This window comes from Acetobacter sp. AN02 (genome assembly GCF_029759835.1).
Classification (GTDB): domain Bacteria; phylum Pseudomonadota; class Alphaproteobacteria; order Acetobacterales; family Acetobacteraceae; genus Acetobacter.
In genome coordinates this window covers 1-8,928 of the sequence record NZ_JAJJND010000097.1, presented here as the reverse complement: position 1 = coordinate 8,928, position 8,928 = coordinate 1, and the positions used below count along the sequence as shown (strand labels likewise).

The following is an 8,928-nucleotide window of genomic DNA, read 5'->3' as shown; positions in this document are numbered from 1 at the left end:
ACAAACTCAAATCTACTTTCCTCGCAGCCGTGCAGTTCGCCTCAATCATCATACTGCTTAACTGACGACACGCCGTAACAAAGAGATAAAATATCCCGGGCAGACAGAAGAAAAAACCATTTCACACGGAATACTGACCGCTGATCCTGCTGAAAGCATGATCAGAGAATAACCCTGTGATAGCGTCCGCCAAGTCCCGTCAGAAGCTCATAACCGATCGTTCCGGCAGAAGAGGCCGCCTCATCAATCGAAAGATGCGGACCGATCAGGTCCAGCAGAACCCCCTCGCGAATCAGCCCCTCCGGCGCACCGGTCACATCTACACACAGGGAATCCATCGAAATCCGCCCGGTCACAGGCAGATGCAGTTCCGGATGAGACGGCAGGCTGACACGCGCCCGCCCGCCGGCGCTGCGGAGATAGCCATCCCCATACCCGATTCCCAGCAGCGCAATCCGCGATGCCCGCCCGGCGACAAACGCAGCGCCGTAACCGACAGCCTGGCCGGCCTGCACATCACGCGTCTGGATCACACGCGCAGACAGCCGGATCACCGGGCAGACAGGGGAGAGGGCATAAGGCGTGGGATTGACGCCATAAAGCGCAGCCCCCGGCCTGACCAGGTCAAAATGCCAGTCAGATCCGAGAAACAGGCCGGACGATGCGGCAAGACTGTAAGGAGCAGGCGGGAGAAGACCGCGCAGGCGCTCAAACTGAAGAAGCTGCGCCCGATTGGCCGGATGCTCCGGTTCATCAGCGCAGGCGAGATGGCTCATGACCAGACTGACATCAATACCCGAAAGAGCGTCAGATTTCCGGGCAAGCCCGTGCAGATCAGCCTCACTCAGACCAAATCGCGCCATCCCTGAATCGATCTGCACAACCGCAGGCAGACTGGACTCACGGGACTGGGCAAGGGCACTCCATTCCGCAATCTGATCAGGACTGTTCAGCACGGGGATCAGCCCGGCTGCATGCAGATCACCGGCAGTCCCCGGAGGAGGACCATGCAGCACGAGCACCGAAGCATCAGAGGGAAGGAGAGGGCGAAGCACCATGCCTTCCGCAAGATGCGCCACAAAGAAATGACGGCATCCCGCACCGTAAAGCGCCGGAGCGATATTCTCCACGCCCAGCCCGTAGGCATCCGCCTTCACAGCCGCCGCCGCCTTCACACCGGGACCGATAACCCTCAGAACTCTCCGGTAATTCTCGGCTACAGCAGACGGATCGATCGTCAGAATACCACCGGCCCGATCCGCAGCCGGAGACGGAACATCAGATGCCATGATCTTTCGCTCCGGGTACACCTTTGCTGGTCGAATACTCAAAGTGCAGCACAGTTTCCGGATGTATGATCGGGTGAATCGCGTGCGCCGCCATAGCTCCCTCACTGAACCCCTGCAGGATCAGTTTCAGCTTGCCGGGATAGGTCGCAACATCGCCGATCGCAAACACGCCCGGCAGGGACGTCTCACAGGTTGACGGTGTCACCGGGACTGTTGAGCGGATCGTATCCATACCCCAGGTCGCAACCGGCCCGAGATCCGTGGCAAGACCGAAAAATGCCAGAAGATGATCTGCTTCGAGAAGACGCGTCTCTCCTTCAAGTGTCGAAACCTCAACCCCCGTCAGACGGCCGTCTTCTCCCGAAAGCCCATGAAGCTGCCAGGGCGTCACCTTCTCGATGGTGCCTTCAAGAACGGCTTCCTCCATCAGGCGAATACTCTCAGGCGCAGCCCGGAATTTGTCACGACGATGCACAAGATAGATTTTTTTCGCGATACCGCGCAGCTCAAGCGCCCAGTCGAGCGCGGAATCTCCGCCTCCGGCAATCACCAGTGTCTTCCCAGAAAACTCGTTCCGACGACGCACGTAATACTGAACGCCGCCTGAGACCTCATAGGCTTCAATACCGGCCAGCGGCGGCCGGTTCGGCCCGAAAGCCCCGGCTCCGGCAGCAATGATCACCGCACCCGCGTGGATCTCATCGCCTTTCGATGTCTTCAGGACAAACCGGCCGCGATGCCCCGAAAGCGCCTCAACCCGCCGCCCCAGAAGCCTGGGAACAGAAAACGGTGCAATCTGACGCTCAAGCGCCTCAACCAGAGCCGCGCCCTCAATCGTCGGATGGGCCGGAATGTCATAGATTGGTTTTTCCGGGTAAAGCGCCGCGCACTGACCACCCGTCTCGTCCAGAGCATCGATCAGAAGACAGCGAAGCTTCAGCATGCCGCACTCAAAAGCAGCAAACAGACCCGTCGGACCCGCGCCTATGATGGCAACGTCAGTCTCAATCACGCGGGAAGAATCTGGGGAAGAGATATCAGATGACATGAATGGCCCGGAAACTGAAGACAGACAGGGACGCAGACAGGACCGTCAGGCCGGAGTGACAGTTCTGACGCGCCCCGGAAAAAAGGCTGGAACTGCCCGGCAGAAAAACGACCCCGCCACAAGAGCGGGGCCGCAGGAACTCAGGACGCTGTCTTCTCGACAACCGGCTTCTGAGCTTCGGTAAGCATTTCCAGCTGACCCGTAATCTGACCGCCATCCTCAACCTTGAGACGCTTGCAGGTGGCCTTGCCCAGCAGACGACCCGTCTGGCTGACCGTCAGGCTGCCGCGCACGGTCAGCGTACCGTCAACCGTTCCGGCAATCTCGGCATCCTCAACCTCAACGCCGCCACGGAACAGACCGCCCAGAGCAACGGACAGCTCCTTGGCGATGATCATGCTGGACTCAACAGTGCCCTCGACAACCAGACGCTCGGCATCCTGAACGGTGCCCTGAACGCTGATGCCACGCCCGACGACGAGCGTACGGCGATCGTCTTCTTTCCTTGCGGGATCGGCGCCGCCGGCACGCGGCGCACCGGAAGGAACGACACCCGGAGGCACGGAAGAGCCGCCTCCGGCAGCAGGGGTCGGAGCAGGCGGAAACGGAGGACGGTTCATCTGTGTGCTGTCCTTGGACTGGGAAGGTGTTGAGGGAGAAGACGCGGCAGCAGGCTTTTCCGGGCTTTTCTGAGCCGGAGCAGCCGCTTTCTGGTCGTTCGGGAACAGGGCATCACGTCCGCCTGACGCAGTAGAAGCCTTGGCAGGCGGGGCAGCCGGAGTTGGTGTGGCCGGCTTGGATTCTTCAGGTTTCTGACGCTTAAATAACAAGGCACGGCCCCCCGGTGTGGCTCTTCTGAAATGGCCAGGTTCTTCTGAACCTCTGACATAAAAAGTGCAGCACGTCCCCGCCCTGTCAGCAGACGACAGACGTGCAGCGGAGCAGCTGTTCCCCGAAGAGTTATACCCCTCACGCGCAGCGCGGCAAGGCAGGAATGTTACTTTTTTTGCGCTTTTCCGGTTCCGTGTCCGTGCGGTGGAGCTTTGCGCGCAGAACAGGTAAGACCGGTCCGCCACTACACCGGAGACCCGCCGCACAGCCTGCGTCTCCGCAGATAACAGGGAAGGCAGTCGCACGGATCATGAATATAAAGTACGATATTCTCGGAATCGGGAACGCGATCGCAGACATCCTGGCTCCTGTGGAGCAGGGATTTCCCGAAAAGGAAGGGCTCGTGCCCGGCAGCATGACCCTCATTGACGCTGACCGCATGCAGGCCCTCCGTGCCAAAATCCGGCCGGAAGCGGAAATGGGCGGCGGCTCGGTCGCCAACAGCTGCGTCATCGCCGCACAGCTGGGCGCAACGGTGGCCTATCTCGGAAAGGTCGCCCGCGACGACGCAGGCACGAAATTCGGCTCGGACCTTCGCGCCAGTGGCGTGGATTTCCCATCCGCCCCCCTCGACGGTCACGCGGAGGAAAACCTCGCGACAGCCTGCTGCATCGTGCTTGTAACGCCCGACGGACAGCGCACCATGTGCACCTATCTCGGAGCCTGCACGAGCTTCAGCCCAGACGATGTTCTCGCCGACAGGATCGAAGCAGCAAAAATTATCTATCTGGAAGGTTATCTCTTCGATCCGCCGCACGCACAGGAAGCTTTCCGCCGCGCCGCAACCCTCGCTCACCGGGCCGGAAGCAAGGTCGCACTCAGCCTCTCAGATCCGTTCTGCGTCGGGCGGCACAGAAAAGCGTTTCAGGAGCTCGTCGAGGGACATATCGACATCCTCTTCGCAAACGAGGACGAAATCTGCGCCCTGTGCCAGACCGAGGATTTCGAGGCTGCCGCTTCAAAGATCGGAACGGAAACGGACCTCACCGCCCTTACCCGCTCGGGGGAGGGCAGTGTGATCCTGAACAAAGGCCAGAGACTGAATATCAGCCCGGTGCCGACAAAGGTGGTGGACACGACGGGCGCGGGCGACGCCTATGCAGCAGGATTCCTCGCGGGCCTGACATCCGGTCGCACACTTGAGGAATGCGGTCGGCTTGCATCAGTGGCGGCCTCGGAAGTTATCTCTCACTTCGGCGCACGCCCCCAGGGAAATCCCTGGGAAGACATGATCAGCTGAACCCGGAAGGATCTCAGCCGGGAGACGGATCAACCCAGCCGATATTTCCGTCATCCCGCCTGTAGATCACGTTCACCTGGCGGCTTGCGCTGTTGCGAAACACCAGAAGCTGCCGGTCGGCAAGATCCATCCGCATCACGGCATCACTGACCGACAGAAGAGGCATATCCGTCTGCTGCTCGGCTATGATCGTGGCATAAGGCCCCGGACTGTCACCCTCCGGAAGAGATTCACTCTCTGCAGGATGCTCGTTCTGCCTGAGCACATAACTGCGCGCTGTCTCGGGCCGGTTCCGCCGCCCGGACTGGCGGGACAGCGTATGAACCCTGCGGCGATACCGCCTCAGGCGACGGGCGATATGCTCCGCAGCATCATCAAAAGCCCCGTTGGCATCGCCAGCCTCTCCCTCTCCGCGAAGAGTGAGCCCCTGTCCGGCATGGACATTGATGTCACAGGTAAAAAAAGAGCGGGCCTTGCTGAATGTCACATCAGCATCAAGCATATTTTCAAAATACCGTCCGGCAATCAGATTCAGGTGGGATGAGACACGCTCCTTAAGAGCATCAGACAGGCTGATCTGCTTACCGGAAACTTGAATATTCATCAGACAGGCTCCTTTCATCAGGAAAACCGGTCGCCTGAGTTCTCTGACAGCGCAGCGCGCCGTCCGTAACAGGCGGCTTTCAAAATATGCTGCATCAGGAAACAGTCAGAAGGACTGCCTCCTGATAATCAAGTCTAGGCATAAACCATACGAAGCTGTCTACATAAAAATGTCACACATAGAAAAATCATTATAAATAAAGGATTTTTTAATAAATTCCTGAAATTTCCCTGCCGACTCAGTCAGAGGCCGCCTCACGACGCGTCTGCTGCAGAACCGAATGGGTCTTGATCAGATAAAGCGCGAAAATAATCCCGTAAGCCACGGCATTGGTCAGCGCTGCCCCGTTAATTCCCGCCAGCCGCATGAGGAAAAAGAGAGCCGGAATACAGGCCGTCGTCGCAATGATCTTCACGACCAGCAGATATCTGATCTTCCGCATGACCGTAAGAAAAGGCTCGAAGGGAATCTGGGCAATATCCAGCATCGCGCTCAGCGCAAGGATGGAGGTCAGGACATGACCGTCATCAATATGCTTATGGAGCATGAAATCCAGAACATGCCCGCCGATCAGGAACGCCACGACAACGACAAGGACCGAAAACAGACAGATCGTCTTGAGAAGGCGGCGGACAACCTGCCCCAGGCCGTCCCAGTTCCGCTCATCCCGCAGCTTCACAAACTCCGGATAAATGGCAGGAATCATCATGACGGCCGGTTTGACCATCGCCTTGGTGATCTGATTGCCCACGCGGTAAATCGCAGCATCGGCAGTACCAAGCCAGGTCCCCACCATCAGCGTGGAAATCTGCCGGAAAAACGATTCCAGAATCTGGCTGAAGCTCGTCCCGAACGTAAATTTCCAGATCCCGGGAATCCGCTCGCCCGGCATGAACAGAAGCCGCCACGGGAAGGGAGACGCCACCTGATCGCGGATCAGAAGTGCAGCCACCCCCGTACAGGCAGCAAAAACAAGAAACAGGGACAGGCTCCAGCTGAACAGGAAGAAGCCCAGCCCGTAATGCATCTTATATCCGATATAGGTGGCAATTGTCCTGACGGCCGTGCCCGCGAACTCAACAGTTGTGGACATCTTAAACCGGCCCATCAGACGCATGATGCCCAAAGACCAGTCGGTGTTCATGAAAAGCAGGGTCGGCATGGACCAGGCCGCAATCACACACACGTCATGCGACCAGCCCATCAGGCTCCCGAACAGGAAAATCCCCGCCAGCCCGACCAGGAGAGCAACGATGCTGCTCATCACATCAACACGGATGCAGAACGCGAGAATCGTATAGAAGCCGCGCTGCTCCCTGTTCCTGAAATAGGACGAGCCGTAATGGAGCAGGGACTGCCAGGACTGAAGCTGGGTCAGATCCGAAACCAGCATCACATAGGTGATGATCAGCATCATCACCCCGAAAGAATCGAGCCCAATCGTCCTGACCGTCCACGGAATGAAGGCAAAACTGCAGACAGCGTTGAGAATCCGGCCGACAATCAGAACGGACGTATTCCCGAGAATACGTGAGTAGGCAGATTTCTGGCCCTTCTCATCAGCGATATCCGCTGCCGGGCCGGTGTCTTCAGGCTTGTCCATGCGGGCGTCTATACCGGGTCGGATGCGCGCGTCCACCCCGCGCCATCTGATATCATCTCACGTCTCAGGCGTTCAGCTCGCCGATATTCGGGCGGCCGAGCATCGCCATCAGCTCCTTACGCGTGTCGGAATTCTCCCGGAAAACTCCCGTCATCCGGCTGGTAACCATTGAGACGCCGGGCCGGTGAACACCGCGCGTCGTCATGCACTGATGACCGGCCTCAATAATCACGGCCGTCCCCTGAGGCTCCAGAACCCGGTCAATCGCATTCGCAATCTGGGCGGTCATCCGCTCCTGAATCTGCAGACGCTTGGCATAGGCATCAACCAGGCGGGCCAGCTTGGAAATCCCCACAACGCGCCTGCGCGGAAGATAGGCCACGTGAGCCCGCCCGATGATCGGAGCCATATGATGCTCGCAATGGCTCTCGAAACGGATATCGCGCAGCAGCACGATCTCATCGTAATCCCCGACTTCGGAAAACGTCCGGGCAAGGATATCATCGGGGCTGTCATTATATCCCCGGTAAAATTCCTCATAGGAACGCACGACACGGGCCGGTGTATCTGCAAGCCCCTCGCGGGAGGGATCCTCGCCCGCCCAGCGAAGGAGCGTGCGGACAGCCTCCTCGGCTGCTTCACGGGTGGGACGGTCTGAGGAAGGATTCTGTGTCATGAAAACCGGAATCTGCTGTTTCAGTGAAGAGTGGATGACTGGAACGGGCTGTCCAGACTGAATGCCGGAATCCGCACCTCGAAAAGCCGCCCGCCAGGCTGCTCCGTCATTGTATAGGTACCGCGCATGATGCCGCCCGGCGTATCCAGAGACGCACCGGACGTATACTCAAAACCGGCCGCAGGCGTAAGAACCGGCTGCTCCCCGACAACACCTTCGCCCCGCACATGCTCCGTCCGGCCCGCAGCATCGATAATCTCCCAGTGACGGCCCAGAAGCTGAATCGTGCTGCTGCCATGATTCTCGATGCGTATGCGATAGGCCCAGCAATAGACACGGTCGGAAGGCTCGGACTGATCCTCCAGCCAGAATGCCTGAACAAGCACGCGGACAGATTCCGTCGTGGCCTCATAGACAGGAGTGCCCTCCGTGTCTCCGGGAAACTCAGGCTCCTGTCCGGGCATGCCGGGCGGGAACGGACGCCGGTGCGACATGATCGTCTCCTGCCTCATCAACTCGACAGAACCCGCAGGACAGCAGACCACGCACGCACGCCCCCCGGAAAGGAGGTGCAGATTCTGCCGCCCGTCTAACAGGTTCCTGCGCGGATGTCGTCAGAAGAGATGACGGAGCAGGCATTAAAAAAACCCGGCAGGATAATCTGCCGGGCCTTGAATTCCGTCCGGAATTCGGAGCGGATCAGACACTCGGGGGAAATTCCACCAGAGCGAAGTTATTGCTGACCGCATCTCCGATGGAAGAAAGAGCGCCGGCAAGAACGGAGATAGCGGTAGAAAGTCCTGTCAGAGCGTTGGAAGCAATCGTCAGCGGGCTGACAATGGTAGAAATCAGGTTTTCGTTAATAAAAGAGGCGGCCGCATTATAAAGTCCGGCATTAAATCCTCCGAAAACTCCGAAGGTCGCACCGACAACATCGGGGGAAAGAGAAGAAAAGAAACCGCCACCCGCAACGATTTTTGTCTGCTCGAAGGAGAGTTCCTGAATGGCCATGATGTTTATTCCGTCTGATGATGTTTGTTGAGCAGATGAATACTGACGCGGATCGAAAAGTGTAACGAATAAAATCGTAAAATAAAAGAAATAGAATTATTTTATGATAAATTTCCGATAGAAATACTTTATTTATATTGTATAAAAAATAAAACATATGGAACAATTATTAATATTATTTTAATAATCGAGGCGAAAAATCCCGAAATCCGGACATAAAAAAAGCCTGATGAGAAAACTTACCGGGCCAGATCCACGAAGGAAGTCCTGAATCAGATCAGGAGAACTGCAGCGTCCGGAGACCGTTGAAAATTCCCTGCAGGATGGAGGTGCGAACGGCGCCCGCGATGGCGTGCCTGTCTGCAGGCTGGCTGCACCACTATGGCGCACCCCTCCAGCAGAGCACCTGCTGCGTTGCAGAGACCGGTATCAATACCGGCCACGATTTCGTACTTAAACAAAGGACAAAAAAATAAAAAAACATTTATATTACGGCGTGTCGTCAGTTAAGGGCTGCGCGTGTGCCGTGAGTGTTGTACTTTCCGGCTTCCTGTGCAGACTGTTTT

Annotated in this window: 9 protein-coding genes; 1 reads left to right on the top strand and 8 read right to left on the bottom strand. The window is 57.5% G+C overall.

Annotated features, from left to right (window positions below; genetic code table 11):
* Positions 1-161: 161 nt before the first annotated feature.
* From alr to LOC54_RS10285, 3 genes are all read right to left on the bottom strand, one after another.
* Complete coding sequence (gene alr / locus LOC54_RS10295) at positions 162-1,289, bottom strand: alanine racemase (protein WP_279313728.1); 1,128 nt, start codon at positions 1,287-1,289, stop codon at positions 162-164.
* Positions 1,279-2,337, bottom strand: a complete 1,059-nt coding sequence (locus tag LOC54_RS10290) for an NAD(P)/FAD-dependent oxidoreductase (RefSeq protein ID WP_279313727.1) — start codon at positions 2,335-2,337, stop codon at positions 1,279-1,281. Before LOC54_RS10290 ends, alr begins: the two co-directional genes overlap by 11 nt.
* Positions 2,338-2,477: 140 nt before the next feature.
* Entirely contained in the window at positions 2,478-3,167 is a 690-nt protein-coding gene (locus LOC54_RS10285) for a polymer-forming cytoskeletal protein (protein ID WP_279313726.1), read from the bottom strand.
* Between the two features lie 311 nt (positions 3,168-3,478).
* On the opposite strand from LOC54_RS10285, the gene LOC54_RS10280 reads away from it, so the two are divergent.
* A complete protein-coding gene (locus tag LOC54_RS10280; protein ID WP_279313725.1) occupies positions 3,479-4,468 on the top strand; it encodes an adenosine kinase in 990 nt (329 codons plus the stop codon).
* Between the two features lie 13 nt (positions 4,469-4,481).
* On the opposite strand, the gene hpf is transcribed toward LOC54_RS10280, so the two are convergent.
* From hpf to LOC54_RS10255, 5 genes are all read right to left on the bottom strand, one after another.
* Positions 4,482-5,072, bottom strand: a complete 591-nt coding sequence (hpf, locus tag LOC54_RS10275; protein WP_279313724.1) for a ribosome hibernation-promoting factor, HPF/YfiA family — start codon at positions 5,070-5,072, stop codon at positions 4,482-4,484.
* A 238-nt stretch (positions 5,073-5,310) separates the two neighbouring features.
* Positions 5,311-6,675, bottom strand: coding sequence for a lipopolysaccharide biosynthesis protein (locus tag LOC54_RS10270; protein ID WP_279313723.1), 1,365 nt, complete (start codon positions 6,673-6,675; stop codon positions 5,311-5,313).
* Between the two features lie 64 nt (positions 6,676-6,739).
* A complete protein-coding gene (folE, locus tag LOC54_RS10265) occupies positions 6,740-7,351 on the bottom strand; it encodes a GTP cyclohydrolase I FolE (RefSeq protein WP_279313722.1) in 612 nt (203 codons plus the stop codon).
* A gap of 20 nt (positions 7,352-7,371) precedes the next feature.
* Positions 7,372-7,815 (bottom strand): Co2+/Mg2+ efflux protein ApaG, encoded by a 444-nt coding sequence (apaG, locus tag LOC54_RS10260; protein ID WP_279313729.1) that lies wholly within the window; start codon positions 7,813-7,815, stop codon positions 7,372-7,374.
* A 235-nt stretch (positions 7,816-8,050) separates the two neighbouring features.
* A complete protein-coding gene (locus tag LOC54_RS10255; protein ID WP_279313721.1) occupies positions 8,051-8,362 on the bottom strand; it encodes a hypothetical protein in 312 nt (103 codons plus the stop codon).
* Between the last annotated feature and the right edge of the window lie 566 nt (positions 8,363-8,928).

What these genes read in the sequence shown, in the direction of transcription:
- alr (WP_279313728.1), bottom strand. Translation starts at nt 1,289, where the DNA reads ATGGCATCTGATGTTCCGTCTCCGGCTGCGGATCGGGCCGGTGGTATT.
- LOC54_RS10290 (WP_279313727.1), bottom strand. Translation starts at nt 2,337, where the DNA reads ATGTCATCTGATATCTCTTCCCCAGATTCTTCCCGCGTGATTGAGACT.
- LOC54_RS10280 (WP_279313725.1), top strand. Translation starts at nt 3,479, where the DNA reads ATGAATATAAAGTACGATATTCTCGGAATCGGGAACGCGATCGCAGAC.
- hpf (WP_279313724.1), bottom strand. Translation starts at nt 5,072, where the DNA reads ATGAATATTCAAGTTTCCGGTAAGCAGATCAGCCTGTCTGATGCTCTT.
- LOC54_RS10270 (WP_279313723.1), bottom strand. Translation starts at nt 6,675, where the DNA reads ATGGACAAGCCTGAAGACACCGGCCCGGCAGCGGATATCGCTGATGAG.
- folE (WP_279313722.1), bottom strand. Translation starts at nt 7,351, where the DNA reads ATGACACAGAATCCTTCCTCAGACCGTCCCACCCGTGAAGCAGCCGAG.
- apaG (WP_279313729.1), bottom strand. Translation starts at nt 7,815, where the DNA reads ATGCCCGGACAGGAGCCTGAGTTTCCCGGAGACACGGAGGGCACTCCT.
- LOC54_RS10255 (WP_279313721.1), bottom strand. Translation starts at nt 8,362, where the DNA reads ATGGCCATTCAGGAACTCTCCTTCGAGCAGACAAAAATCGTTGCGGGT.